Source organism: Mesorhizobium sp. CA7 (assembly GCF_020165015.1).
GTDB lineage: Bacteria > Pseudomonadota > Alphaproteobacteria > Rhizobiales > Rhizobiaceae > Mesorhizobium.
Window position 1 is genome coordinate 1 of sequence record NZ_JAIUHH010000031.1, and the last position, 22,992, is coordinate 22,992.

At 63.9% G+C, this 22,992-nt stretch carries 26 protein-coding genes; 10 read left to right on the plus strand and 16 right to left on the minus strand.

What is annotated here, in order from left to right:
- Positions 1 to 74: 74 nt before the first annotated feature.
- The gene (locus LB552_RS29165; RefSeq protein ID WP_095768463.1) at positions 75 to 302 is read right to left on the minus strand and encodes a hypothetical protein; all 228 of its coding nucleotides are present in this window, start codon (positions 300 to 302) and stop codon (positions 75 to 77) included.
- Between the two features lie 511 nt (positions 303 to 813).
- Positions 814 to 1,701: a transcriptional regulator GcvA gene (locus LB552_RS29170; RefSeq protein WP_224611620.1), complete on the minus strand. Its 888-nt coding sequence runs from the start codon at positions 1,699 to 1,701 to the stop codon at positions 814 to 816.
- A gap of 135 nt (positions 1,702 to 1,836) precedes the next feature.
- Between LB552_RS29170 and LB552_RS29175 the strand changes: the two genes are divergently transcribed.
- From LB552_RS29175 to LB552_RS29185, 3 genes are all read left to right on the plus strand, one after another.
- The gene (locus tag LB552_RS29175) at positions 1,837 to 2,298 is read left to right on the plus strand and encodes a VOC family protein (protein ID WP_224611622.1); all 462 of its coding nucleotides are present in this window, start codon (positions 1,837 to 1,839) and stop codon (positions 2,296 to 2,298) included.
- A 34-nt stretch (positions 2,299 to 2,332) separates the two neighbouring features.
- Complete coding sequence (locus LB552_RS29180; protein ID WP_224611623.1) at positions 2,333 to 3,079, plus strand: SDR family oxidoreductase; 747 nt, start codon at positions 2,333 to 2,335, stop codon at positions 3,077 to 3,079.
- 162 nt (positions 3,080 to 3,241) lie between these two features.
- Entirely contained in the window at positions 3,242 to 3,574 is a 333-nt protein-coding gene (locus tag LB552_RS29185) for a hypothetical protein (protein ID WP_181174973.1), read from the plus strand.
- 58 nt (positions 3,575 to 3,632) lie between these two features.
- Here LB552_RS29185 and LB552_RS29190 read toward each other — a convergent pair whose 3' ends face one another.
- On the minus strand, positions 3,633 to 4,364 hold the full coding sequence (locus tag LB552_RS29190) for a GntR family transcriptional regulator (protein WP_318012075.1): 732 nt from the start codon (positions 4,362 to 4,364) through the stop codon (positions 3,633 to 3,635).
- 185 nt (positions 4,365 to 4,549) lie between these two features.
- On the opposite strand from LB552_RS29190, the gene LB552_RS29195 reads away from it, so the two are divergent.
- Both LB552_RS29195 and LB552_RS29200 read left to right on the plus strand, forming a co-directional pair.
- Entirely contained in the window at positions 4,550 to 5,563 is a 1,014-nt protein-coding gene (locus LB552_RS29195) for an SIS domain-containing protein (RefSeq protein WP_224611625.1), read from the plus strand.
- A gap of 38 nt (positions 5,564 to 5,601) precedes the next feature.
- Positions 5,602 to 6,414, plus strand: a complete 813-nt coding sequence (locus LB552_RS29200) for a PfkB family carbohydrate kinase (RefSeq protein WP_224611627.1) — start codon at positions 5,602 to 5,604, stop codon at positions 6,412 to 6,414.
- Positions 6,415 to 6,417: 3 nt separating this feature from the next.
- Here LB552_RS29200 and LB552_RS29205 read toward each other — a convergent pair whose 3' ends face one another.
- From LB552_RS29205 to LB552_RS29730, 8 genes are all read right to left on the minus strand, one after another.
- Positions 6,418 to 7,389 (minus strand): amino acid ABC transporter permease, encoded by a 972-nt coding sequence (locus LB552_RS29205; protein WP_224611628.1) that lies wholly within the window; start codon positions 7,387 to 7,389, stop codon positions 6,418 to 6,420.
- Between the two features lie 19 nt (positions 7,390 to 7,408).
- The gene (locus LB552_RS29210) at positions 7,409 to 8,689 is read right to left on the minus strand and encodes an NAD(P)/FAD-dependent oxidoreductase (protein ID WP_224611629.1); all 1,281 of its coding nucleotides are present in this window, start codon (positions 8,687 to 8,689) and stop codon (positions 7,409 to 7,411) included.
- A 51-nt stretch (positions 8,690 to 8,740) separates the two neighbouring features.
- Positions 8,741 to 9,568: a transporter substrate-binding domain-containing protein gene (locus LB552_RS29215; protein ID WP_224611630.1), complete on the minus strand. Its 828-nt coding sequence runs from the start codon at positions 9,566 to 9,568 to the stop codon at positions 8,741 to 8,743.
- A 422-nt stretch (positions 9,569 to 9,990) separates the two neighbouring features.
- Positions 9,991 to 10,749, minus strand: a complete 759-nt coding sequence (locus tag LB552_RS29220) for a sulfotransferase family protein (protein WP_224611631.1) — start codon at positions 10,747 to 10,749, stop codon at positions 9,991 to 9,993.
- 116 nt (positions 10,750 to 10,865) lie between these two features.
- Positions 10,866 to 11,681, minus strand: a complete 816-nt coding sequence (locus LB552_RS29225; RefSeq protein ID WP_224611633.1) for an oxidoreductase — start codon at positions 11,679 to 11,681, stop codon at positions 10,866 to 10,868.
- A gap of 57 nt (positions 11,682 to 11,738) precedes the next feature.
- The gene (fabF, locus tag LB552_RS29230) at positions 11,739 to 13,037 is read right to left on the minus strand and encodes a beta-ketoacyl-ACP synthase II (RefSeq protein ID WP_224611635.1); all 1,299 of its coding nucleotides are present in this window, start codon (positions 13,035 to 13,037) and stop codon (positions 11,739 to 11,741) included.
- Between the two features lie 38 nt (positions 13,038 to 13,075).
- Positions 13,076 to 13,654 (minus strand): TetR/AcrR family transcriptional regulator, encoded by a 579-nt coding sequence (locus LB552_RS29235; RefSeq protein WP_224611637.1) that lies wholly within the window; start codon positions 13,652 to 13,654, stop codon positions 13,076 to 13,078.
- A 129-nt stretch (positions 13,655 to 13,783) separates the two neighbouring features.
- Positions 13,784 to 13,906, minus strand: coding sequence for a hypothetical protein (locus LB552_RS29730; protein WP_263481842.1), 123 nt, complete (start codon positions 13,904 to 13,906; stop codon positions 13,784 to 13,786).
- Between the two features lie 80 nt (positions 13,907 to 13,986).
- Here LB552_RS29730 and LB552_RS29240 point away from each other — a divergent pair, with 80 nt between their 5' ends.
- Positions 13,987 to 14,517, plus strand: a complete 531-nt coding sequence (locus LB552_RS29240) for a cupin (RefSeq protein ID WP_140847670.1) — start codon at positions 13,987 to 13,989, stop codon at positions 14,515 to 14,517.
- A gap of 1 nt (position 14,518) precedes the next feature.
- Positions 14,519 to 15,130 carry a dihydrofolate reductase family protein gene (locus LB552_RS29245; protein ID WP_224611639.1) on the plus strand — a complete coding sequence of 204 codons (612 nt, stop codon included), beginning with the start codon at positions 14,519 to 14,521 and terminating at the stop codon, positions 15,128 to 15,130.
- A 21-nt stretch (positions 15,131 to 15,151) separates the two neighbouring features.
- On the opposite strand, the gene LB552_RS29250 is transcribed toward LB552_RS29245, so the two are convergent.
- Positions 15,152 to 15,511 (minus strand): hypothetical protein, encoded by a 360-nt coding sequence (locus LB552_RS29250; protein ID WP_224611641.1) that lies wholly within the window; start codon positions 15,509 to 15,511, stop codon positions 15,152 to 15,154.
- A 201-nt stretch (positions 15,512 to 15,712) separates the two neighbouring features.
- Between LB552_RS29250 and LB552_RS29255 the strand changes: the two genes are divergently transcribed.
- Positions 15,713 to 16,027, plus strand: coding sequence for an EthD family reductase (locus tag LB552_RS29255; protein ID WP_140847663.1), 315 nt, complete (start codon positions 15,713 to 15,715; stop codon positions 16,025 to 16,027).
- A 54-nt stretch (positions 16,028 to 16,081) separates the two neighbouring features.
- On the opposite strand, the gene LB552_RS29260 is transcribed toward LB552_RS29255, so the two are convergent.
- From LB552_RS29260 to LB552_RS29275, 4 genes are all read right to left on the minus strand, one after another.
- Positions 16,082 to 16,237: a hypothetical protein gene (locus LB552_RS29260; RefSeq protein WP_224611643.1), complete on the minus strand. Its 156-nt coding sequence runs from the start codon at positions 16,235 to 16,237 to the stop codon at positions 16,082 to 16,084.
- A gap of 31 nt (positions 16,238 to 16,268) precedes the next feature.
- Positions 16,269 to 16,568 carry a DUF2934 domain-containing protein gene (locus tag LB552_RS29265; protein ID WP_181174971.1) on the minus strand — a complete coding sequence of 100 codons (300 nt, stop codon included), beginning with the start codon at positions 16,566 to 16,568 and terminating at the stop codon, positions 16,269 to 16,271.
- Between the two features lie 85 nt (positions 16,569 to 16,653).
- Positions 16,654 to 17,211 carry a DNA-3-methyladenine glycosylase gene (locus LB552_RS29270; protein ID WP_224611645.1) on the minus strand — a complete coding sequence of 186 codons (558 nt, stop codon included), beginning with the start codon at positions 17,209 to 17,211 and terminating at the stop codon, positions 16,654 to 16,656.
- A gap of 41 nt (positions 17,212 to 17,252) precedes the next feature.
- Positions 17,253 to 18,401: an amidohydrolase gene (locus tag LB552_RS29275; protein WP_224611647.1), complete on the minus strand. Its 1,149-nt coding sequence runs from the start codon at positions 18,399 to 18,401 to the stop codon at positions 17,253 to 17,255.
- Positions 18,402 to 18,634: 233 nt separating this feature from the next.
- Between LB552_RS29275 and LB552_RS29280 the strand changes: the two genes are divergently transcribed.
- Together LB552_RS29280 and LB552_RS29285 are read left to right on the plus strand one after the other, a co-directional pair.
- A complete protein-coding gene (locus LB552_RS29280) occupies positions 18,635 to 20,557 on the plus strand; it encodes a putative bifunctional diguanylate cyclase/phosphodiesterase (RefSeq protein WP_224611649.1) in 1,923 nt (640 codons plus the stop codon).
- A gap of 108 nt (positions 20,558 to 20,665) precedes the next feature.
- Positions 20,666 to 22,807 (plus strand): ABC transporter ATP-binding protein/permease, encoded by a 2,142-nt coding sequence (locus LB552_RS29285; RefSeq protein ID WP_224611650.1) that lies wholly within the window; start codon positions 20,666 to 20,668, stop codon positions 22,805 to 22,807.
- Positions 22,808 to 22,992 lie beyond the last annotated feature (185 nt).

Sequence of the window (22,992 nt, forward strand, 5' to 3'; positions counted from 1 at the left end):
CCCCCCCGCCCATGCCGTCGGTTGCCCTGTTGCGCGCTTTTCTGAGCCCGGACGGCTGCGTCAGCTGCGGCTAATCATCGGCTGGAATTAAGCTTCTGGATACGTCCCTTATCCAGCCGGAACACGCCGTCGGTACCGCCTTGCTGCTCGAAGTCGGTTTGAAGCTCGTCCCACGTGCCGAGATATGCGCCGCACTCGGCGCAATGGATCGGTGTTGCTGGCTGGGCATCGGCCGGGATCTGCAGACGAATGGTGCCGCAAAACGGGCATTCCAGTTTGTGGTCCAGGTATTCGCCAGCCATTTTGCGGAGCATCGCGCAACAAGCACGTCTTCGCAAGCAGGGAATTTCCGGCGAGCTTTGCTTCAGCCGGGTCGATGTTCGAAAGCAGCCGGTCGCGAAATGCCGCCGCCAGATCCGACGGGCATCCGTCGCATTCAGCCGGTCACACGCGGCTTGACGTGGACGTCTGAACACGCGCCCTTATGATGCGTGCTTCTCGCAGAAGCGATGGTCGGTCGCGCCCAACGGCCTTTATCAGCCTTCTGGCTTGAGCCTCCGAGATGCCGGTTTTCTCTTTCAGCAGAATGACGAGCTGCTTGTCGTCAATTCGACCGTGGGAACTCCCTTCACCGGGTTCAGTCATATCAAGGTCCTCCTTCCAACCGAACTGGGAAGACCGTTGAAAGTTTCAATGCGGCGTTGCTTGCCTAACCGCTCTGTGGCGGCATTATCCGCCCAGCAGTCTTCGCAAGGCGAATCGAGTTGGCGGAAAGCCGTCCGGCTTTTGGCTGTCGAGCCCGGAGCTCGCCCGTTAAAGCGGCTCGATCTCCGAAAACAGCCAATCGCGAAACGCCTTCACCTTGCGCTGGCGGATCGCCTCCGGCGGGTAGACCAGATAGAAGCTGGAGACCGCCTTCAGCGCATGGTCGAAGGGTCGTACCAGCCTGCCGGTGGCGAGATCGGCCGAGACGAGCATGGTCCGGCCGAGCACCACGCCTTCGCCCTGCACGGCCGACTCCACCGCGAAAGTGGCTGAATCGAAAGTGAGCCCGCCATTCGGGTCGACATCTTCGACGCCGGCGCTGGCCAGCCACGCGGCCCAGTCGATGCGGTAGCCGTCGCGGATCAGCGTGTGGTGCTTGAGGTCCTGCGGCTGCTTGAGCGGATGCGGCCCTTCCAGAAGCTTCGGGCTGCAGACCGGAAAGACTTCCTCGCCGGTGAGAAATTCCGACGTCAGCCCGTGATAGTGGCCGGCGCCGTAGCGGATGGCGACGTCGATGCCGTCGCCGCGGAAATTGGTCAGTCGCCCGGTGGTCGAGACGCGCACGTCGATATCGCCATGCGCGCGGTGAAAGCGGTAGAGCCTCGGCACCAGCCATTTTCCGGCGAAGCCGTCCGAGGTGCTGACGTTGAGCGTCGAGCCGGAATGGCGCGAGGTTGCGGTTTGCGTCGCCAGCGCGAGCTGGTCGAGCGCCTCGCGCACGGCGACCGCATAGGGCTCGCCGACAGGAGTGAGCCGCACCGAGCGTGTCGCCCGCTCGAAAAGCTGCACACCAAGCTGATCCTCGAGATGCTTCACGGCGCGGCTGATCGCGCCATGGGTGAGGTTGAGCTCGTCGGCGGCCCGCGAAAAATTCAAATGCCGTGCAGCGGCCTCGAAGGCCGGCAAGGCGTTGAGCGGCGGCAGTCTGCGGGCCATGACGACAAAGCCATTTGTGAGTTATGGTAACAAATACTTGCCAAATTTTGGTTTGTCCGTCGAGCCTTTTCCAATCAAAAATCCTCACAGAATTTGTGATCAATACTCACTCAAGATCAAACCTGCGAGGACATCATGGCAACCGTTCATCCCTTCCTCTGGTTCAACCTCGATGCCGAAGCCGCGCGAGATTTCTATCTTTCGGTCTTCAAGAACAGCCGCGCGCTGCGGACCATCGAGTTCACCGACAAGCCGCATGCGATCTTCGATTTCGAGCTCGAAGGCCAGCGCTTCACCGCGCTCAACGCCGGCGGGGTGCCGCCCTTCAACGAGCGGATTTCGCTCTACATCGAAACCAAGGACCAGGCCGAGACCGATTATTTTTGGAACGCGCTGACCGTCGGCGGCGGCTCGGAACAGCCCTGCGGCTGGCTGAAGGACAAGTTCGGCGTCTACTGGCAGGTCATTCCCGAACCGGCGCTGCGCCTCATGAACGACCCCGACCGCGCCAAGGCCGACCGGGCGCGTCAGGCGATGTATTCGATGAAGAAGATCATCCTCGCCGATATCGAAGCAGCCCACGCCGGCCGCGCCTGATTTGGAACCCATCACGGAAAGACGGAGAAGACCCATGACCAGTCTCCCCATGACATCGCTCAATGGAAAGAAGATCATTGTCGTCGGCGGCAGCTCCGGCATCGGCTTCGGCGTCGCGGCAGCGGCGCTTGAAAGCGGCGCGGAGGTGGTGATCGCCGGCCGTTCGGCCGAAAAGCTGAGGGCCGCCGAAAAGCGGCTCGGCGGGGCAGGGCGCGTGACAGGCATCGCCGCCGACATGGCCAATGAGGCCGAGGTGTCCGGCTTGTTCGAGCAAGCCGGCGCTTTCGATCATCTGGTGGCGACGGCCGGCACGCCGCCGCCCAATTATCCGATCGGCGAGACCGACATGGATTTCGTGCGCCAATTTGTCGACGGCAAGCTGATCGGCGCAGTGATGCTGGCCAAGCACGCCGTGCGCACGCTGAACAAGGCTGGCTCGATGATCTTCACCTCCGGCATCAACAAGGACCGTCCGCCGGTCCCCGGCGGCTCGGTGGTTTCGGCGGTCGCCGGTTCCTTCACCTATTTCGCCCGCACGCTCGCGCTGGAACTCGCGCCGACCCGCGTCAATATCGTCTCGCCCGGCTGGGTCGACACCGAGATGTGGGACGAGATCGTCGGCGACGCCAAATCAGGCTATTTCGAGCAGATGGGCGCCCGACTGCCGGTCGGAAAGATCGCCAGGCCCGCCGATATCGCGCCGGCCTATCTCTACCTGATGCAGAACGAGTTCATGACCGGCGAGACTGTCCATATCGACGGCGGGCAAAGGCTGGTGTGAGCGGTAGAGCCGGACCCTGATTTTGAGGATCCGGCTTCACCTATTGCCGTCCACAAGGGCCGGCGTCGCCTTCCAGACCTTCGCCGCCAATAGCGTTTCCGGCGGAACGCTAATATAGATGATGCTCGAATGAGCAGCGCCTCCGCACCGTCGAGGAACGCCATGCGAAGGGTCATCGTCACAGTCATGTGGATTGTCGCCGCGACAGGCGCCGATGCTCATGACTGGTACGAAAACAAGGTCGACCCGGTGACGAATTTCAAATGTTGCGGCGGCACGGATTGCCGCCCCATCCCTGAGTCTGCCGTGCAATCCGGGGCCGACGGCGGCTATGTCTATCTACCCGATGGCTTCAACATCCCGCCAGACCGCGTGCAGGAATCGCCGGACGGCCGATACCATATCTGCGAGAACCATTACGTCATAACCAACCAGCCCTATCTGCGCTGTTTCTTCGCGCCGCGGCTCAAGGTCTCCCGGCTGCTCCCGCGCTAGTGACGGCCCTCGACATCTGCATGGCACCTGACACTGGTCATCGCCACCCTTTGAGCTTTCACTTTCGTGCGAAGCTGAAGGTGAAATGGCTGCCGCGGTGATAGACGGCGGCATGGACGACCGGAGTTCCGGTCCCATCGAAACAGGTTTCCGTAATGAGCAGGGCTGGCCCGAAGTCGCGCAAGTCGTTGCGCTGCACGATTTCGTCGGGCAGCGTTACGGCTGCAACGGAGGCGGCCGACATACGCGGCTGATGCCGGTGCTTTTCCAGCAGGGCGAGCAGCGAGCCGCTCCATTCGATGTCGAAAAGGCGCCCCGGCAAAAAGCTGCGCGGTACGTAGTCGAGCGAATAGATGAGGGGCAGATCGTTGTGCAGCCGCAGCCGTTCAAGCCGGATGACGCGCTCTCCGTCCGCTAGCCGCAATTGCTGCTGGATAAATGGATCAGGCGTTTCCTCGGCGATGGAAAGAACCTTGTTGACGGTGTTGTAGCCATAGTGGCGCGACATGTCGGTCACGCTTTCGAACACCGTGATTGGACGGTCGACCTGGACGGCGGAGTTCGCGGTCACGAAGCGGCCGAGACCATGGGTGACGGAGATGATGCCGTCCTGTTCAAGAAGCTTCAGCGCTTCGCGCAGGGCAGGGCGCGAGATGCGGAAGCGCTGCGTCAGCTGAGATTCCGTTGGCAGCCGGTCGCCGGGCTTGAGCCCTTCGGTCCTGATGAGGTCGGCCATGCGGTCGCGCAGCTGAACCGCCAATGTGCGCGCGTCCCGAAGCGGCTCGTCCAAGTCCCTCTTCCCCATTGTGCCAACTCTCCTTTTGTTGTCGGACAATCGCGCCCAGGTCAAGCGGAGGCATGCGGTGGCGATCGCATGTCGTATACGCAACGCATGCAAACCTATCCGCAAAATTTCTCTTGAAATGTGCTCTCACAGATGTCAGTTGTCTTACAACTGAATTGATCGAGGGAACGATGCTCAATTTCGATGAAGCCCGGTTTATACGTATCCAATCGGGGGCGGTGGCCTTGCGCGAGCGCATTGAAGCCGTTGTGGCGCAGTGCCTCGCCGCCGGGGCGCAAAACATCTTCTTTCTCGGCACCGGCGGTGCAGCGATCCTGATGCATCCGGCGGCGCAATTGCTGCAGCGCCGATCTGGCTTTCCGGCCTTCGTCGACATCACCGCCGAGCTGCAGCTGGTCCAATCCGTGCACCTGACCGACAAATCGATCGTCGTGTTGCCCTCGCTCTCCGGCACGACCAGGGAAAGCGTGGCACTGCTGTCCCGGATCAAGGATGTCGGGGCGACGGTGATCACGCTGGTCGGACATGAGGAGACGCCGCTCGGTAAGGGCGGGGACCATGTCTTCGTCAACTTCGCCGAGGACGACACGTCCTGCGAATCCTTCTATCTCCAGTCGCTCTTCATCGCGCTTGCAGTGCTGAAGCATCGCGGCGAGCTCGCCGAATCCGAACGCATTTTCGCCGAACTGGAGCAGTTGCCGCGACTGTTGCTGGAGGTGAAGCGGAGCTATGAACAGGAAGCCGCCGGCTTCGCGCACAAACTGGCCGCCTCCGACTATCACATCATAACCGGCGCCGGGAATGTCTGGCCGCAGGCCTGGTATTATGGCATGTGCATCCTGGAGGAGATGCAGTGGATCCGGACCCGCCCCGTGCATGCTTCCGACTTTTTCCATGGCACGCTGGAGCTGGTGGACAAAGACGTCAGCGTGGTGCTCTTCAAGGGCGAGGACAGCGCCCGGCCGCTGGCCGATCGCGTCGAGAAATTCGCGCCTGCCTATACGGACAAGTTGACGGTGCTCGACACGGCCGATTTTGAACTGCCCGGCATTTCGCCGGATGTGCGCGCGCTGGTTTCGCCGATCGTGCTCGCGACCGCCCTCGAACGGGTCAGCGCGCATCTCGAGGTGATCCGTAACCACCCGCTGACGACGCGCCGCTACTATAAGCGCGTTGCCTATTGAGCTTAGCTCTCGGCGTCAGCTTGATCGCAGCGCAGGATATGAGCAGCCTTCGATTTGCCGCCGTCGGGGACAACTGCATCGACCGCCTCGGAGCGCCGATCGGCCGCTCGCTGGTCGGCGGCAACGCACTCAACGTTGCCGTCCAGCTCGCGCGGCTTGGCCATAACAGCTTCTATTTCGGCGCGGTCGGCCGCGACGCCGAGGGCGAACGCACCCGCGCTGAGCTCGAAGCCAATCGGGTGGCGGTCAAGCACCTGCGCGTAGGCCAGCGCAACACCGCTTGGACCGACATCAAAGTCTTGCCGTCCGGCGAGCGTTTGATCGCTGCCGAGGATTTCGGCGCCTGCGCCGGCTATGCGCCGGACGAGGCCGAACTGGCGATCCTGGGGACGATGGATCACGTCCATATCGGCTGGCTGGATGACGGCGGCGCTTTACGCAGGCGCCTGTCGCGGGCCGGCGTCAGCGTCTCGCAGGACATCTCGGTCAACGCCGATCCCGCCGATCTCGGTGTGGAGGGTTTGAGCATAGTTTTCTGCTCGACCGGCCAAAATCGCCACGTGGCTGAAGCGATGGCCGCGGATCTCCTGTCGCGCGGCGCAGGCTGCGCCGTCGTCATGCGCGGTGCCGAGGGGTCGATGGCGCTGACGGCCCGCGAGCGCGCCGAGACCGGCATCCGCCCGGTCGAGGTCGTCGACACGACCGGCGCCGGCGACAGCTTCATCGCCGGTTTCCTGCATGCCTGGCTGGCGAGGAAGCCGCTCTTGCTGTGCCTCGAAAGCGGCCGCGATCATGCCGCTCTGGCCTGCTGCCATCTCGGCGGCTTTCCCCAGGAGGGGATGCCGCATTGAACCTCAGCGTTTGAGCGAGCGGCCGAACCGTTCCTCGATGCGGGACTGCAGGAATTCGAGCCCGATGGACAAAATCCAATAGATCATCGAGGCGGTGATCAGCATCTCGATATGCCGGAACTCGGTCTGGCCCTGCGTGCGCGCCAGATACATGATCTCCCAGACCCCGACCACCGAGACCAGGGAGGAATCCTTCAGCATCGCGATGAACTGATTGCCCGTCGGCGGCACGATGACGCGCATCGCCTGCGGCAGGATCACCAGGAACATCGTCTGGTTGGGGCTGAGCCCAAGCGCGGTGGCGCCTTCCGTCTGGCCTCGCGGAATGCTTTCGATGCCGGCCCGGAAAATCTCGGTCATATAGGCGCCGTAGCAAAGCGACAGCGCCATGATCCCGGCGGGCACGGCCCCGATCACATAACCGACCTGCGGCAGGCCGAGATAGATGATGTAGATCTGCATCAGCAATGGCAGCCCGCGAAACAGCGACGTGTAGAAGGTTGCCAGCCCATAGACGATGCCGTTCTTGGAGAGCTTGGCTATGGCGCCGATAAAGGCGATGACTGTCGCGATGGCGATCGAAATGGCGGAAATGTAGAGCGTGGTCACCACGCCCTGCGAGATGAGGAAACCGATCTTCCTGGCGATGAAAGAAAAGGACAGGTCGAAGGAATAGAAGAACAGCATCAGCAGCACGAACAGCTCGATCCATACCGCCACGATCTGCTGCTTGCGCCCGAGTTGCTGCAGCGCCTTCCAGTTGGCGGCCACGATCAGCGCGATCAGCACCGCCGAGACGGCTCGCGCCACCGCGGGATTGGCCGCAAGCCATTCGATCGAGCTCGGGATCAGCTTGCCGATCCAGTCTGCCTTGATGCCGAGACCGTAGAGGCCCGCGGCGAAAGCGGCGAGCGCCAGGCACAGGCCGATGCGGCGCGCGGCGTCCGGATAGTTGAGCAGCAGTCTGCCGATCACCTGTCGATATCCCTTCTGGTTAGCGGGGGCGTTCGCGCCACCAATCTTGCGCCTGCAGCTTCCAATAGGTGAGTTGCGCCGCGGCAAGCCCTACCGGCCCGCCCGCCCAGGCCAGTCCGAACGGCGCGAACAGAAGGTGGCGGTCCGACTGGCCGAGTACCGCCTCGGCGACCACCTTGCCGGCTATGGCCGTCGTGTTGATGCCGTGCCCGCCAAACGCGGTGAGATACCAGGCGCCTGGCTGCAGCTGCCCGATCTGGGGCATCAGGTGGCGGGCGTAGGCCATCAGCCCTGACCAGGCGAGTTCGGTCTTGAGCGCAGCGAGCTGGGGGTAGGTTCCAACCATCTCCCGGCGCAATTCCCTGGCCAGCGCCGCCGGCGAAGCGGCCCGCGTAGTGATGCGCCCGCCCCAGAGCAGCCGCTTTCCATCCTCCACGACACGGTAGTAGTCGCCGGCCCGGCGGTTGTCGCCGACGGCATCCGTGGTCGCGATGGCGTCGGCGATGAGATCGGGGGCTTTCTCGCTCAGCATCACATAGGTCGCGATCGGTAAAATGGCCCGCTTCAGCCGACCGACCAGCGGTCCTGTATAGCCGCCGGTGGCAAACACCGCTTGCCGCGCGCGTACTTCGCCGCTTGCGGTGCGTAGCGTCTTGTGCGGGCCATCGAGTTTAGCCTCGATCGCGCTGGAGCCCTCGTAAATCCTGCCGCCCAGCCGCTCGATCTCCGCCCCGATGGCGCGCAGATAGTTCAGCGGATGCATGTGGAAGGCGTTGCCATCGCGCAGGCCTTGGTAGTAGCGCTCGGAACGCAGCACAGCGCGCACCTGGTCGCGCTCGAGATATTCGAGCGGATAGTCAAAATCCCGCGCCAGCTTCTCTGCATGAGCCCTCAGTTCGGCGCCGCCGTCATGGCGCAGCACGCCCATGATTCCGGGGCGAGGCTTCGCTGCCGTGATGTCGAGATCCTTGATCGTCTGCCGCACGAAATCGACGCCTTCGATCGACAGCCGATGCAGCTCTCGTGCCGCCGCCGCGCCGGCCATCGCGGCGATCTTGTCGCTGCCGGTCGCGAAGCCGGGGCTGACGAAGCCGCCGTTGCGGCCCGAGGCGCCGAAGCCGATGCTCTCGGCTTCGAGCAGCACAACCTGCTGCCCGGCGCGCGCCAGCTGCAGCGCCGTCGTCAGACCGGCCAGTCCGCCGCCGACAATGACCGTGTCGCATTCGGCCGGACCCGCGAGCGGTGGTCTGACCTTCTCGTCGGCAAGTGTACGGCGATAATAGGTGTCGGGATAAGTCATGATAGGTTCTGGCGGAAGCAGGCGGCCTTGAGGGGCCGCCCGCGATGAGCGTCAATCGGCGCTGTAGTTCTTGCCGTACCACTTGGTGGTCAGCGTGGCGAGCGTGCCGTCTTTCTTCATCTCGTCGATGATGCCGCCGATCTTGGTGGTCCACTCGGCATCGCCCTTGTCGGCGATCACCACCAGCGGCTCGCGGAAGGCGTAGTCGCCCTCGATGATGCGCAGCGGATAACCGTTCTTGATGGCGTTTTGAGCGGTCTGCTCGGGCGCGATGACCGCGTCGAGCCGCACGCCGTCCCCAAGTCTCAAATCGTCGAAGGGCAGCATGGAATCGGCGAAAGTCCGGATTTCGCCAGGCTGCAGCTTGTATTCGATTGGCGGAAGGCCGGGCGCGTCGATCTCCAATTGGCGGCGGATGAAATCTTCCGAAGTGGTGGCGGTCTCGACGCCGATCACCTTGCCGTTCAGATCGTTCACCGATTTTGCCTTGCTGTCCTTGTGGACCACATAGACATAAGGGCTGTAGTAATAGATGCCGGCGAAATCGATCACCCTGGCCCGGGCCTTGGTCGGCGTCACCGAGCCGACTCCGAGATCATAGCGGCCCTGCCAGTGGCCGCCAGTCATGGTCGCCCAATCGGGCGTCTCGAAGCTGACCTCGACGCCGAGGCGCTTGGCGATTTCTTTCGAGACGTCGATGTCGAAGCCGACCAACTGGTTGCTCTCGTCGAGAAAGCTCTGCGGTGGCCAGCCGCTGTTGGTCGCGACCACCAGGGCCTTCTTGGTTGTGACGCGATCCAGGGTTTCTCCCGCCCACGCTGCCGACGCAAATGCGAGCGCGCCGGCAGCCAGCGCGAAACAAGCGATAAATCTCCTCACGAAACCTCCCTCTCGTATGTAAGATGTCTGACAACGCAACTTGTCCGTAAGGGGGAGGGCGAGTCAAGCGTCTTTATCGGCGCATCGTCGAGTTTGGCCTGCGATACGCGTTCCCGGCGTTGGCCGGATCGGCATTGGTCGAATTTCCTGGACTTTTATGCGATCGGCCGCGGCAGTCGGCTGTTGTGCCAATTCGCGGATCAGTCGGGCCGCCACCAGTTCTCGGCGCTCGCTGCTGATTACCGGCCCGTTGGGCGCGCCCAAATCCATGCTGAGACGTTGCTCATTTCATGGCAGGCGCGGGCGCTCGCCATTACGTCGGCGCAGGCTGCTGCTTCTCGGACGGTTGCTTCCGATCTGTCGCAGCACAAAAGGTCGCTTCTCGACTACGCTTAGGTCTGGTGATCGACACCTGCCGGACGCTAGGCCTGCGCGTATCCGAAATAGCCCATGATTTCCCGCGCTTCGTCGGCGTCGAAACGGCAGGCCACTTCCATCGGCAGGCTGGATCGCCAGCTGCCCCGATAGTCGGTGATCGGCTGGTTCACCTGGGCGTGCCGGCGAGCGGAATGCGGCGTGCGCACCGCCTTTTCGCGTCCCCATATGACGGGCTGCTGGTGATAGTTCAGAATGCCTGGATCGAAGGCCACGCCGATGAAGCGGCATAGCCGTTCGATGGAAAGCGCAGGCGATTCGATGAAGTCTTCATAACGCCACAGGATGCTTTCGCCCTTTTCGATACGCTCCATCGAGGCCTTGCTGTCGGCGATCCATCTTTGGAAAGCCTTGTCGAAATCGCCCCCGTAACGCTGCCCGAGCGAGGCCACGATGTCCCTGCCGTCGCGCGTGACGACGATGAAGCGCGCGCCCGGGATCGTCTCGATGATCTGCCTCGCATAGTGGATATGGTTCGGGGTCTTTTCGACCCAGACGCTGCGGCGTGAAATGGCTGCCTGCAGCAAAACCGCGCTTAGCTTGGTCCATCGCGCCCCATCGCTTGAGACAAACGCGCTTGTCTCGCGGCGGACAGAGAAAATTTCCGGATGCGCAGCCAGTATCCGGGCGAGCAAAGTTGACCCCGTATGCCCGCATCCGCAAATGAATACTGAAACCTTGGGCTTCGGAAGAAGCCGCACCACGCCTCTATTCACGATTTCGTTTCCCCCGGAGATTCCAAACAACCTTTTTCTTCCGGGGATTGCAATAGGGAATGCTTATACGCGGTCAGTGACGAACAGCTAATTACTGCCGGCGCTTTGACCAGGAGGCAGGGTGGCTGGAGTGAAAGGCTCCGTTGTCAGGCCGGCAGCCCGAGCTGCTTTCGCAGGCTCTTGTCGAATGCGGATGCGGGGACGAAACGGCGCAGGAGACTGATTTGGCGCGCTGTCTTTCCCGCTGCATAGCGCCGCTTCGGAGCGGGATCGATCGCAGCCGCCACAACGGTGTTGGCCACCACTTCGGGTGTATCGCCTTTTTCCATCGCCTTACGCACGGCTGTGGTCATGCCGGCGCGCGCGGCGTCATAGACATCGAGCACCTGGTCCGGCCTGGCCAGATTGTCTTCGAACAAAGTCTGGGTGTAGGCCGGCTCGACCAATGCGACGCGAATTCCAAACGGCCGCACTTCGTGATCAAGCGATTCGGAATAACCTTCAACCGCATGTTTGGTCGACGAATAAAGCGCGAAATAGGGGGCGGGGATGAACCCCTGCACTGAGCTCAAGTTGACGATCCTGCCCTTTCCTTGACGTCGCATGACCGGCAGCACCGCGTTGATCATCCGGATGACACCGAAGACGTTCACGTCGAACAGAGCCTGGGCCTGTGCAGTCGAGGATTCCTCCGCGCCGCCGAGCAGGCCGATGCCGGCATTGTTGACCAGCACGTCGATGCGCCCGGCATCGGCCAGCACCTCATCGACCAGCTTCGCAACGGACGCGTCATCGGTCACGTCGCAGGTCAGCATGGTAATACCGTCGGTTTTCTTGGAGACCGCGCGACGGCTGGTTCCGCACACGCGAAAGCCGGCGCTCTGCAGGGCCTTGGCCGTTGCGTGCCCAATTCCGCTGGATGCCCCTGTGACAATGGCGACGCCAGGATTGGTCCTGTTCATGGAGATCACTTTCTTTGGGTTGGACTGGAAAAGCAGGAAACGCTGGAGCAAAGAGCGTCAATCACGAGCGGCTCGACCGTTTACGCCGTGCCCGTCCCAGCGCCGGAACAGCACGCTGGCATTGACGCCGCCGAAGCCGAAGCCGTTGGCGATCGCGTAGTCCATCTCCATCGGCCGGGCCCGGTTTGCGACGAAGTCTATTCCGTCGCCGGCCGGATCGGGGACGCTCAAATTGAGGGTCGGCGGCGCCACCTGGTCCCTCAGCGCCAGGATGGTGAAGATGGCGCCAATTCCGCCGGCGGCTCCGAGCAGATGTCCGGTCGCCGACTTCGTTCCGCTGACGGCTATGGAGAAATCCGTGCCGAAGACGGTTTTGATCGCTTCGATTTCTCCCAGATCGCCCACCGGCGTGGAGGTCGCGTGCGCGTTGAGATGGCGGATCTCGCGCGGTGAAATGCCGGCCTGGACAATCGCGATCTCCATTGCGCGGCGCGCGCCATCCCCATCCTCGGGACCGGACGTGACGTGATGGGCATCCGCTGTCGTGCCGTAGCCGACGACCTCGGCGAGCGGTTTCGCGCCGCGCGCCAGCGCATGGCCCAATTCCTCGATGACCAGGATGCCCGCGCCTTCGCCCATGACGAAACCATCCCGCGTCATGTCGAACGGACGCGAGGCCTGGTCGGGACGGTGATTGAAGGAGGTTGAAAGCGAGCGCGCCGCGGCGAAGCCGCCCAGACTGACGACGTTCATGCAGGCTTCCGTGCCGCCGCACACGGCGATGTCGGCTTCATCGGCGCGGATGATGCGCGCTGCATCGCCGATCGCCTGGATGCCGGCGGCGCACGCCGTTACCGGCGCGCCGATGTGGCCCTTGAAGCCGTAACGAATCGTGATGTGGCCGGCGGCGAGGTTCACCAGGAAAGACGGCACCGTGAACGGCGAAAGACGCCGAACGCCGCGCTGGTCGACGGTTCGCACCGCCTCGGTTATGGCGGGGAACCCTCCGATACCTGAAGCAATGATCGTCGCGGTGCGAAGCCGATCCTTTTCCGACTCCGGCTTCCATCCCGCCTGGGCAAGCGCCTCTTCCGCCGCCGCCAGCGCGAATAGGATGAAGCGATCGATCTTGCGCTGATCCTTCGGAGCCAGGAAGGCATTCGCATCGAGACCGGCTTCGGGATCCTCCCACAGGGAAAGAACCGTTCCGCCGATCTTTGTCGGCAGGGTTTCCACCATGTCCTCAGGAAGCCGTCGAATGCCCGAGCGGCCGGCCAGGAGACGCGACCACGACGCCTCGATATTTGCGGCGAGGGGCGTGACCGCGCCCATGCCCGTGACAACAATCCGTCGCATCTATTCTCCTATTGATCTGAGTGGCCAGCCCGCGCCGGTCAGACGCTGACGGTGTCGCGAACCTGTTCGGCCGCTGCATCCAGAAAGGCTTTGGCGAGATCGGGATCATTGACGACGCGCGAGAGAACCACCGCACCGACCATCGTCGAGAGGACGGCCATGGCTTTTTCACCGGTTTCCTCGTTCTCAGTCCTGGCAATCATCCTGCCGAGCACTTCAAGATATGCTTTGATGCCGACTTCGAACGACGCTTTCACCTCGGTCCCCTGTCTGGCCACATCCGACCCGAGCGCCGCGACCGGGCAGCCGTCCATCCTTTCCTCGCGATGGCCCATGCTGAGATAGAACTCGATCACCGCCCCAAGCGGATCGCCGGGATTCGCTGCGGTCGCCGCCGTCCATCTGTCGGCAGCGCTCTCCATCGCGCGCCTGGAAGCTTGCGCGGCAAGGTCCTCCTTTGACGCGAACTGCTTATAGAAAGCGCCTTGGGTCAGCCCGGCGCCCTTCATCAAATCCTTAAGGCCGATACCGTCAAAGCCGTGCTCTCGAAAAAGCCGGCTTGCGACATCGATCACGGTTTGCCGGTTCTGCTCAGCCTGAATGCGGCTCACGCGCATCGTCGACCTCCATATTTTAGATTACGTACGACATCTATAATCCGGTTAGAAGCCGAACGCAATCTATCAATGGGCGGCGCCCCACGTGGCGGTTTGCTACGGGCTGAATGTGCCTGCGGCAGGCCTAGATCAGTTTCGATGCCGAAGCGCTGCGACGATCACCGCCATCGTCTCGGCGTTGCCGGCGGCGACGGCGGCAAAGGCAAGTGCCGATGCAAAAAGGCCGATTGCCGAAAGACGAAATGCAGCCATTGTGACCTCCTCAGACCGGCCGGAGCAAAATCCGCGGGAAACCGTTAGGTCCCATTAAGACCATGCAGGAAACCGCAAGGATGGCACAATCTGTCGACAAACAGGAACCGCTCGCCTTCCGCTTCGCCGATGATGGGCTGGTGCCCAATCATCCGCGCTGGCCCATGCTCGTCTATCCCGGCGCCGTGCAGCTGCCGGACGAAGGCGATCCGGCTGCCGTTTTCGAGGATATTTTCGGCGCCAATGGCTGGGGCGACAGCTGGCGCAACGGCATCTACGACTTCGTCCACTATCACTCGCGCATTCACGAGGTGCTGGGCATCGCGCGCGGCACCGCCGACGTCCGCTTCGGCGGCGATAAAGGCAAGGTGCTGGAGGTGAAGGCGGGCGACGTGGCGGTCCTGCCGGCCGGCACCGGCCATCAGCGCCTGTCCGGCTCGGCCGATCTTCTCGTCGTCGGCGCCTATCCGCCCTTCGGCACCTATGATTTGTGCCGGAGCCCGGAGCAGCACGCCGAGGCGCTGCGCACGATCCCGAAGGTCGGCCGGCCCGACAAGGATCCGCTCTTCGGCGGCGACGGCCCGCTGCTGAAAGCCTGGAGCGAAGGCTGAAATGGCAAGCATCGTCGCCATCGAGCATGTGACGCTGGACGGTGTCTTCCAGGCGCCGGGGCGCGCCGACGAAGACACACGCAATGGTTTTGCGCACGGCGGTTGGGGCAATCCAGGCAGCGACCCGAAGATGCAGGAGGTCATCGGACGCGCCATGGCCGGCGGCTGGTCGTTGCTCGCCGGCCGCACGACTTATGAGGATCTTCACGAAGCCTGGGCTGTTCGTCAGCCGGCCAGTCCGATGACCAGGGCGCTGACCGGCGCACGGAAGTTCGTCGCCTCGCATGACGCCGGCTATCGGCCGCGCTGGGGGAATTCGACGCTGCTTGCCGGCGATGCCGGGGAGACGGTGCGCGCGCTGAAGCAAGGTCACGACGAGGCGCTGATTGTGTTCGGCAGCGGCAAGCTGCTGCGCGCGCTGATGCGGCACGGGCTTGTCGATGAGCTGGTGCTGATGGTCCACCCTCTGGTGCTGGGCACAGGCTCGCGCCTTTTCGAGCCGGGGCAGGCGCCCTCGATGCTGAAGCTGTCCAACCAGGTGTCGACCGCGACGGGGGTGGCGATCCTCACTTATGCATTCGATGGCAAGGCCGCGGCGGAGCGGCCAGAATAACCGGAACCCGCGGTCCTTCCTCTATGGATAATGCGTTTTCTTCGGCGCGTAGCTTGCCGGATCGAAATCGAGCTCCTTCGGCAGCGGCTTGCTCGAGCATTGCAGGTGCATCTGGCGGGCAAGAAGCCGTCGCTGCTGGTGCTCATGCTCCTTGACCGCCGCCACCATCCCCATGCTGTAAGGGCCAAGAAGCACGCCGAACCCCCAGCCGGGATGGTCCTTCTCGCGCTGGGCGTAGTCCGATGCCGCGGCGCGGGCTTGCTGGCATTCCGGCGATGCCCATTTCGGATCCTGCTGCGACAGCGAAGCGCCATTATCGGCGGCAGAGGACACGCATCCCGCCGCTGCCGCGCAGAGCGCAACGAGCACCGCAATTCTCATCGTTTGAGTCCCTGCTAATTCAAGGCGGAGAGAACACAGAACGCTCCTTCGCACAAGCGAGATAGCTGCGAAAAGCAACGGGCAGGGCGGGACAGCCGCCATCGTCGTCCTTCGGCGCTCCCGAGATTTTTTCAACGTCCCGTTCCGTTTCCGCCCACCATTTCGTCCTTGGTTCCGTCCCAACAAAAAAGGAAAACCGCAATGGCTGGAATGGTCGTCATCTACAAGCAGCCGGCTGACGCGGAAGCGTTCGACAAGCATTATTTCGAGACGCACATACCGCTGGCCAAGAAGATCCCGGGTCTGAGGAAATACGAGGTCAGCCAGGGGCCGATCACGGTGGTGGCCGGACCGTCCGATGTCTACCTGATCGGGACGCTTTATTTTGACGATCTCGAAGCGATGAAGAGGGCTTTCGCAAGCCCGGAGGGAAAGGCGGCCGGCGCGGACCGCCGGCTTTACGCGCCCGATGAATCGGGCATCCAGATGTTCCTCTTCGACAGCAGGGAAGTTTGAGCCCGCGGCCGAGACAGGACGATCGGCCGCCGAGAATCGCGGCCGCATCGCTGCTCACGTCGACTTTTTCCGCTCGATGTCGATGCGTTTTTGCTCCGCCGCGGCGATCGCGGTTTCCATCACGGCATCCAGATCGGCCATCGCTTCCAGATGGCCGTGATCGACGATGGACTTGCGCAGCATGCGCATGGCCAGCAACGCGTCGTCCAATGCCTGTTCGACGTTTTTGACCATGGCCGGGTCAGCCTTTGCGCCGGCTGCGCTTGTTCGGCGCCGGATCGTCGGCGGCCGGCTTGTCCGGACGATTTGCCATGGCCTTGCGCGCCAGCGCCTCGGCCGCCGACCGGTCCGGATTGCCGGCCGGTATCGTGACCGCGCCGGGCATCGCAGCACCCGGCTGTTCGCCCAAGCCGTTGTCCTCGCGCTCGATTTCCTCGCAAGCCTGATGCCAGTGCTCCTCGTCCTGGCCATTCGCTTCGCCGCTGCGCTGCCAGATCTCATAGGCGCGGCGCTTGATGCGTTCGTATTTGTCGGTCGCCATTGTCCGATCCTCCGTCATCTGTCTTCAAACGCGCGCTGGCCGCGAATGATCCGTGACGGGGACAGGGAATGGATAAGCTTGCGACTCAGAACCTGCGGCTGAGATAGGCCGATCCGCCGAGGCCAAAGCGCCACTCGGCTTCCACGCCCTTGGTGAGGCCGATCCGGCGACCGGCGAGGATTGCGGCCGGGTCGGCCTCGGAACGGGCGAACTCGAACGGCGGCGCGGTAAGCGAGAGCCCGTTATGCGAACCGTCGATGTCCAGCGCCTGGCAGAGCTTGCCGGGGCCGGAGCAGAGCAGCCGGTCGTCATCCGTTCCGCGCCGCTCGCGCATCGCGGCGATGCCGGATTGCGGCTGGATCGCCCGGATCAGCACGGCGCTGCCCGGCAGGCACACCGCGTTCAGGCACCAATGCAGCCCATAGGAACGATAGACATAGGCGTCGCCGGGCACGCCATACATCGGTGCGTTGCGCGGCGTGCGGCCGCGAAAGCTGTGCGATGCGGGGTCGTCGGGCCGGTAAGCCTCGGTCTCGACGATAATCCCGCCGACGCCGGCGAGCCCAAGGCTGGCGCCGATCAGCGCGCGCGCGACGATAACCGCGTCGCGGGCAAAGAAATCGGGCCCGACACTAGGCGGCATGGCGATCGGCGTCGTTCGGACAGCTCATCATCGCCGTCCGCTCAGCCCAAAAGATTGCGCGCCGCGCGCATGAAGATCCGCGAGCCGATCGGGATAAGATCATCCGGGAAATCATAGTCGGGGTTGTGCAGGGAAGGGTGCCTTTCGCCGGCGCCGAGGAAGAACATCGCCGACCTCGCATTGTGGCCGAAAATACCGAAATCCTCCGAGGCGCGCATCGGCAGCGCCTCTTCGCTACGCGCGATGCCTTCCGCGTCGAGCGCGCGGTTGAGATGCTCCACCGCGTCCGGCGCATTGACGCTGGCGACGAAGATCTCGTGATAGTCGAAACGCACGGCAAGGCCGTGCCTGGCGGCGATCTTTGCCGCGAGCGCCTCCGCCGCGGCGACCTGCTCGGCCATGCGCTCGTCGCGGCGGGTGCGCAGCGTCGCCCACACTTCGGCATAGCCGGGCGCGATGCCGAACACGGCTTCGCCCATCGCGCAATGGGTGACGGTCACCATGCCGAAATCCTCGTCGGTGAAGGTCCCGCGGCCGAGCGCGGGCAGCGCCGGCATCAGCTCGCTCACCGCCCGCATCGGCGAGATGCCAGTTTCCGGCATCGAGGAATGCGCCGTCTTGCCCTCGAGCACGATGCGCATGCCGCGCGAGGCGCAGTTGACGGTGCCGGCCTTCAGCCGCACCTCGCCGAACGGCACGCCCGGCAGGTTATGCAGCGAAAACGCGAAGTCCGGCGCGATCTCGGAAAAGCGCGGATCGGCGACCACCCCGGCCGCGCCATTGCCGGTTTCCTCGGCCGGCTGGAACATCAAGACGACGCGGCCGCGCGCCGGTCTTTCGCGTCCGAACTGGCGGCCGAGCGCCGCCAGGATCGCGGTGTGCCCGTCATGGCCGCACATATGCGACTTGCCCGGCACCTGCGAGGCATGCGCCACACCCGAAAGCTCCGCGATCGGCAGCGCGTCGAGCTCCGAGCGGAACAGCACCGTCGGTCCGACCTGTCCGCTGTCATAGACCGCCGCGACGCCGTGGCCGCCGAGCCCGGTCAGCACCTTGTCCGGCCCGGTATCGGCGAGGAAACTCACCACCTCTTTCGCGGTCCTTTCCTCCTCATTCGAAATTTCCGGCTGCCGGTGCAGCTTGCGCCGCCATTCGGTGAGCTCGACGATGTCTCGATTGGTCAGGGTCATGGGTTGGGGCTCCGATCGGCTTGCGGGTCACACCAAACACGATAGGGCTTTTCTCGCGCCGTGCCATGCCGAGCATTTCAAATAGTCCATCGGCGAATTCGTGCAAGAAATGCCACGTAAACCGCTGAAATCCTTAACACGATTTTCATTCCGCTCACCTACCCATTAGAGACATGAAAAGGCATAACGAGCGGCTGGTGTCGGGTCCCTCTTCCGAGGGAAGGAGCGAAGCCGTGGAAGCCGGCATCCTGCGCGACCAGCTTGCGGATCTGAGCAAGGGCGTCTTCATCTCGATGCCGATCGGCACGGTGCTCTCGGCCTTGATCCTGGTGGTGCAGCTCTTGTCGGGCGGCGGCCTTGCCGCGGTGCTGTGGTTCGTGGCGGTCGCCTTGATCAACGGCGCGCGCGTGGCGCTGGCCGTCACCCAATCGGAAGCCGCCGGCGACAACCCGAGGGCGGTGGGCGCCCGGCTTTCGCTTTATGGCCTGATGGCGCTTGCCTCGGGCGTCGCCTGGTCTTTTCTGGCGCTGCTGAGCGACGGATACACGACCAGCCAGGCGCCGCTCTATCTGATCGTGCTCGCCGGCACTTCGGCCGGTTCGGTCACCTACGGCACCTCCCACGCGCCGGCTTCGATCAATTTCATTATCCTGCCGCTCCTCACCGCCGCCGGCTGCGTGCTTGCAAAGGGCGGCGTTGAAAATTACGTGCTCGCCTTCACCGTGCTGCTTTTCCTTGGCGGCATGGTCAGGAGCGCGCTGCTCGGGCAATTCCGCTTCCGTGAGACGAGCCGGCTCAAATACGAGGCGAGCGAATTCGCCGCCGAGATGGAGCGCAACTCCAGGCGCGACCCGCTGACGAATCTGCTCAACCGCTATGGGCTGGAGCAGGCGATTGCCAAGCTCGGGCTCTCCGACGGCCCGTTCGTGGCCATGCTGATCGACCTCGACGGCTTCAAATCCGTCAACGACACCTATGGCCACAACATCGGCGACGACCTTTTGGTCAGGGTGGCGCGCCGGATCGAGGACCGCGCTCCGCAAGGTGCCACGATCGCGCGCATCGGCGGCGACGAGTTCGTGCTGCTTTTCTCCGCCGGCAGGTCGCAGCAGGCGGCCGGCGAGCTTGCATCCGCCATCATCACAGCCATCGCCAATCCGGATCCGGAGTTGAGTTCGGTGCGCGTCGGCGCCTCGATCGGCATCTACCAATCGGAGAAGCCGCGACTGACCGAGATGCTGCTCAAGGCGGATTTCGCGCTCTATGCCGCCAAGCGCGGCGGTAGGAACGAATATTGTCTCTTCGACGCCGGGCTGGACGCCGCGCTGGAACGCAAGAATTGCATCGAGCGCGACCTGCGCGGCGCCATCGAAACCGGCACGCTCTGCTCCTGGTTCCAGCCTTTGGTGCGGCTCGATACCAACGCGGTGGTCGGTTTCGAGGCGCTGCTGCGCTGGCACCATGATGTCCATGGCGCCATCTCGCCACCCGAGATCGTCACTGCCGCGCGCGAAACCGGGCTGCTTTCGCTTCTGACCGAGACGGTGTTCTTCAATTGCTGCGCCATCATCGCAGAGCTCGTGAAGCATGGGCGCCGCGATGTTCGCGTCGCGATGAACCTCTCGCCGCGCGAGCTCGAGGCCGGCAATGTCGACGACATGATCCTCGACGGCCTGAAGGCCAAGGACGTGCCTGCCGTGATGCTCGAGATCGAGATCACCGAGGAGGCGCCGGTCGACCGCGACCGGGTCGACGAAAAGGTCGGGCGCCTGGCGGATGCGGGCATATCGATCGTGCTCGACGATTTCGGCACCGGCTTCTCGACCCTGGTTTCACTCAAGGACAGCCGCATCCGCAAGATCAAGATCGACAAGGATTTCGTGCGCGACCTGGCGAAATCCCTCGAGGACCAGGCCGTGGTCGAGGCGGTGATCGGCCTCGGCCGGACGCTGGGCATCGAGGTGATGGCCGAGGGGGTCGAGACCGACGCCGACCGTATGATCCTGCGCTCGCTGGGCTGCGTGATTGGGCAGGGCTATCTTTTCTCGGCCGCGCTCCCCATGGGCGATGCGCTCGCCTTCGACGCGACCGGTAGTTCCGCCACCGAGGCCCTTTTCGAGCCACGGCGCACGCCCAAGAGCGGCAGCGCCGCCTGATTGGCCACCGCCAAGGGCATTCATTGACTTGGCGGGCAACCGGCGTCGGAAGGACAGGGTAGCCGCGGCCCGCGTGAAACCTTTTGATTTTTGGGCCGTTGTGGCGCGATGTCCCCGGCCAAGCACAAACCGAAACCGGCCGACAGCGCCACGCAGCGCGGTGCAAGCAAGCCGCGTTCGGCGCCGCCGCGCCAGGACAAGTCGCGCCACTCGGAACCGCGTGGCGCCGCTAAGTCGCGCGCCGAGAGGCCGCGGGAAGACACACGGCACGAAGACCGGCTGAAAGACGACAAGGCGCAGCAACGCAAGCCGCAGGCCGGCGAGGCCGAAGAAAAGGCATCCGCCGATGCCGCGCCGGAAGCCATCGGCCATGCCGGGTCGCCGCCGCCGGAGGCGATCGAGCCGGATCCCGAGCTTTCGCCCGAGGAGGCCGTGCGGGCGCGCAAGAGATATCTGCTGCGGCGCTTCTGGATCAGCGGGCGCGGCTATTGGGGTCTGCGCGGCGACAGGCTTGCCTGGCCGCTGACGATCGGGCTGCTCACGCTGATCTGCGTCAATGTCGGCTTCCAATACGGCATCAACCGCTGGAACCGCGCGATCTTCGACGCCATCGAGCTGCGCGACGCGCACACCGTCTACTGGTTGAGCGCCGTCTTCCTGCCACTGGTCGCCGGCAGCATCAGCCTGGTGGTCGCGCAAGTGTACCTGCGCATGACCATGCAGCGCCGCTGGCGCTCCTGGCTGACCACGGCCGTCATCCAGCGCTGGCTGGCCAGCGGCCGCTACTACCAGCTCAACCTCGTCAAGGGCGACCATGCCAACCCGGAGGCCCGCCTGACCGAGGATCTGCGCATCGCCACCGAATCGCCGGTCGACTTCATCGCCGGCGTCCTCAACGCCTTCCTGTCGGCCTCGACCTTCATCGTGGTGCTGTGGACGATCGGCGGCGCGCTGAGCTTTTCGCTGGGCGGTTCCACCATCACCGTGCCCGGCTTCCTCGTCGTCACCGCGGTCATCTACGCGGCGATCACCTCGACCTCGATGTTCGCCATCGGCCGCCGCTTCGTCCAGCTTTCCGAGGACAAGAACCAGGCCGAGGCCGAGTTCCGCTACGTGCTGACGCGCGTGCGCGAGAATGGCGAGAGCATCGCGCTGCTCGGCGGCGAGGAGGAGGAGAACGCCGGCATCGACCGCACCTTCGCCGGCGTGCTTGGCCGCTGGGCGCGGCTCACCGGCCAGCACATGCGCACAGCACTGGTCTCGCAAGGCTCCAGCCTGTTCGCGCCGGTGGTGCCGGTGCTTCTGTGCGCGCCGAAATTCCTCGACGGCTCGATGACGTTGGGCCAGGTGATGCAGGCGGCCTCCGCCTTCGCCATCGTGCAGGGCGCCTTCGGCTGGCTGGTCGACAATTATCCGCGCCTGGCCGACTGGAACGCCTCGGCCCACCGCATCGCCTCGCTGATGATGTCGCTGGACGGGCTGGAGCGCGCCGAGGAGAACGACAAGCTCGGCCGCATCCAGCGCGGCGAGACCGCAGACGGCGCGATGCTCAGCCTCAACAATGTTTCCGTGACGCTCGACGACGGCACCGCCGTGGTCAAGGAAACCGAGGTGGAGATCGCGCCTGGCGAGCGCGTGCTGGTCTCGGGCGAATCCGGCTCGGGCAAGTCTACGCTGGTGCGCGCCATCGCCGGCCTTTGGCCCTGGGGCAGCGGCAGCGTCGATTTCCACCCGGGCAAGCGCCTCTTCATGCTGCCGCAGCGCCCCTACATCCCGTCTGGCACGCTGCGCCGCGCCACCGCCTATCCCGCCGCCGCCGAGAACTGGAAGACGAAAGAGATCAATACGGCCCTCGACAAGGTCGGCCTCGGCTATCTGAAGAGCCGGCTGGAGGAAGAGGCGCCTTGGGACCAGACGCTGTCGGGCGGCGAGAAGCAGCGTCTCGCCTTTGCCCGCCTGCTGCTGCACGCGCCGGACATCGTTGTGCTCGACGAGGCGACCTCGGCGCTGGACGAGAAGAGCCAGGACAAGATGATGCGGACGGTGATCAAGGTGCTGCCCCAGGTCACCATCATTAGCGTCGCCCACCGCGCCGAGCTGGAAGCCTTCCACACGCGAAAGATCACTCTGGAGAGGCGCGAGGGCGGGGCGCGGCTGGTGAGCGATGTCGAGCTCGCGCCGAAGAAGCGCGCGCCGGGCCTGCTGCAGCGCGCGCTGTGGGGCAGCGGCGGGAAGGACGATAAGGGATAGGGCACTCTGACGTCGTGCGTAATCGCCGGCGGCGCTTCCCCAAGCGCCAAGCGCGGCCTTCGCAACCCGCGGTTCCTCGCCCCGCGAAGGCGGCTACGCTATGCGCATATCTTCTGTGACTGGCGCGACTGATCAGGCCGAGGCTTGATTGCCAGGTGGTTCCCCCAATCCGTCGCTGCTTCGCA

Coding starts and splice junctions, on each gene's coding strand:
- LB552_RS29270 (WP_224611645.1), bottom strand. CDS start 17,211: ATGCCGCCTAGTGTCGGGCCCGATTTCTTTGCCCGCGACGCGGTTATC.
- LB552_RS29210 (WP_224611629.1), bottom strand. CDS start 8,689: ATGACTTATCCCGACACCTATTATCGCCGTACACTTGCCGACGAGAAG.
- LB552_RS29185 (WP_181174973.1), top strand. CDS start 3,242: ATGCGAAGGGTCATCGTCACAGTCATGTGGATTGTCGCCGCGACAGGC.
- LB552_RS29245 (WP_224611639.1), top strand. CDS start 14,519: ATGGCAAGCATCGTCGCCATCGAGCATGTGACGCTGGACGGTGTCTTC.
- LB552_RS29225 (WP_224611633.1), bottom strand. CDS start 11,681: ATGAACAGGACCAATCCTGGCGTCGCCATTGTCACAGGGGCATCCAGC.
- LB552_RS29255 (WP_140847663.1), top strand. CDS start 15,713: ATGGCTGGAATGGTCGTCATCTACAAGCAGCCGGCTGACGCGGAAGCG.
- LB552_RS29200 (WP_224611627.1), top strand. CDS start 5,602: ATGAGCAGCCTTCGATTTGCCGCCGTCGGGGACAACTGCATCGACCGC.
- LB552_RS29285 (WP_224611650.1), top strand. CDS start 20,666: ATGTCCCCGGCCAAGCACAAACCGAAACCGGCCGACAGCGCCACGCAG.
- LB552_RS29240 (WP_140847670.1), top strand. CDS start 13,987: ATGGCACAATCTGTCGACAAACAGGAACCGCTCGCCTTCCGCTTCGCC.
- fabF (WP_224611635.1), bottom strand. CDS start 13,037: ATGCGACGGATTGTTGTCACGGGCATGGGCGCGGTCACGCCCCTCGCC.
- LB552_RS29165 (WP_095768463.1), bottom strand. CDS start 302: ATGGCTGGCGAATACCTGGACCACAAACTGGAATGCCCGTTTTGCGGC.
- LB552_RS29265 (WP_181174971.1), bottom strand. CDS start 16,568: ATGGCGACCGACAAATACGAACGCATCAAGCGCCGCGCCTATGAGATC.
- LB552_RS29250 (WP_224611641.1), bottom strand. CDS start 15,511: ATGAGAATTGCGGTGCTCGTTGCGCTCTGCGCGGCAGCGGCGGGATGC.
- LB552_RS29275 (WP_224611647.1), bottom strand. CDS start 18,401: ATGACCCTGACCAATCGAGACATCGTCGAGCTCACCGAATGGCGGCGC.
- LB552_RS29730 (WP_263481842.1), bottom strand. CDS start 13,906: ATGGCTGCATTTCGTCTTTCGGCAATCGGCCTTTTTGCATCGGCACTT.
- LB552_RS29235 (WP_224611637.1), bottom strand. CDS start 13,654: ATGCGCGTGAGCCGCATTCAGGCTGAGCAGAACCGGCAAACCGTGATC.
- LB552_RS29170 (WP_224611620.1), bottom strand. CDS start 1,701: ATGGCCCGCAGACTGCCGCCGCTCAACGCCTTGCCGGCCTTCGAGGCC.
- LB552_RS29180 (WP_224611623.1), top strand. CDS start 2,333: ATGACCAGTCTCCCCATGACATCGCTCAATGGAAAGAAGATCATTGTC.
- LB552_RS29175 (WP_224611622.1), top strand. CDS start 1,837: ATGGCAACCGTTCATCCCTTCCTCTGGTTCAACCTCGATGCCGAAGCC.
- LB552_RS29195 (WP_224611625.1), top strand. CDS start 4,550: ATGCTCAATTTCGATGAAGCCCGGTTTATACGTATCCAATCGGGGGCG.